Here is a 629-nt window from a genome sequence, read left to right as displayed (position 1 = left end):
TCATTATTTAGCTTTGCAGAGGACTTAAAAAATCAAGGCTATACAGCTAAATTGTTTTGTGGTCAAATTTCATATACAATGGGAGATTATGAATGGAACAAAACTCCAAACCCAATTATTTTTACAAGTGAACAAGTTGTAAGTGATTATTTGTGTTCAGGCGAAAAAGCTAACGATGCTTATTTTTGGGCTACAAGTACAGGAAATGGAAGAACTTATAAAATAGAGGTGTATGATGCTAACGGTGATTTGGTAAAAATTACTGAATTTCAAGTGCCATATGAAAATGGTGTTTCGCTAAATAACCTTTATACTATAACTTCTGACGGTATGTTAGACAAATCAAGTACGCAATCTACTTTTGTTATCAAAGAGTTGACTAACCTTCCATTTGTTCCTGTTACCAAATAATGTAAAAAAAATAATAATTCAAAGTCATAAAAAAAACCGTATTACAATTGAGTAATACGGTTTTTTTGTGGAGAATACCGGATTCGAACCGGTCACCCCTTGCCTGCCAGGCAAGTACTCTAGCCAAATGAGCTAATCCCCCGTTTGTTGAGAAGTAGAATTCGAACCATCACCTTCCCGATTTTTCATCGGGATGCTCTAGCCAAATGAGCTAATCC

1 protein-coding gene and 1 tRNA gene are annotated in these 629 nt (G+C 35.1%); one reads left to right on the top strand and one right to left on the bottom strand.

The window, feature by feature from the left end; translation table 11 throughout:
- A partial coding sequence (locus B3J44_RS19025; RefSeq protein WP_286970603.1) for a hypothetical protein occupies positions 1-411 on the top strand: 411 nt, incomplete at its 5' end.
- Between the two features lie 68 nt (positions 412-479).
- On the opposite strand, the gene B3J44_RS19020 is transcribed toward B3J44_RS19025, so the two are convergent.
- Positions 480-553 (bottom strand) — tRNA-Ala (locus tag B3J44_RS19020).
- Between the last annotated feature and the right edge of the window lie 76 nt (positions 554-629).

Origin of the sequence: Flavobacterium sp. UBA4854, assembly GCF_002399805.1 — a bacterium.
Classification (GTDB): domain Bacteria; phylum Bacteroidota; class Bacteroidia; order Flavobacteriales; family Flavobacteriaceae; genus Flavobacterium; species Flavobacterium ginsengisoli.
The sequence above is the reverse complement of the archived record's forward strand: the minus strand, read 5'-3'. Positions and strand labels throughout refer to the sequence as shown.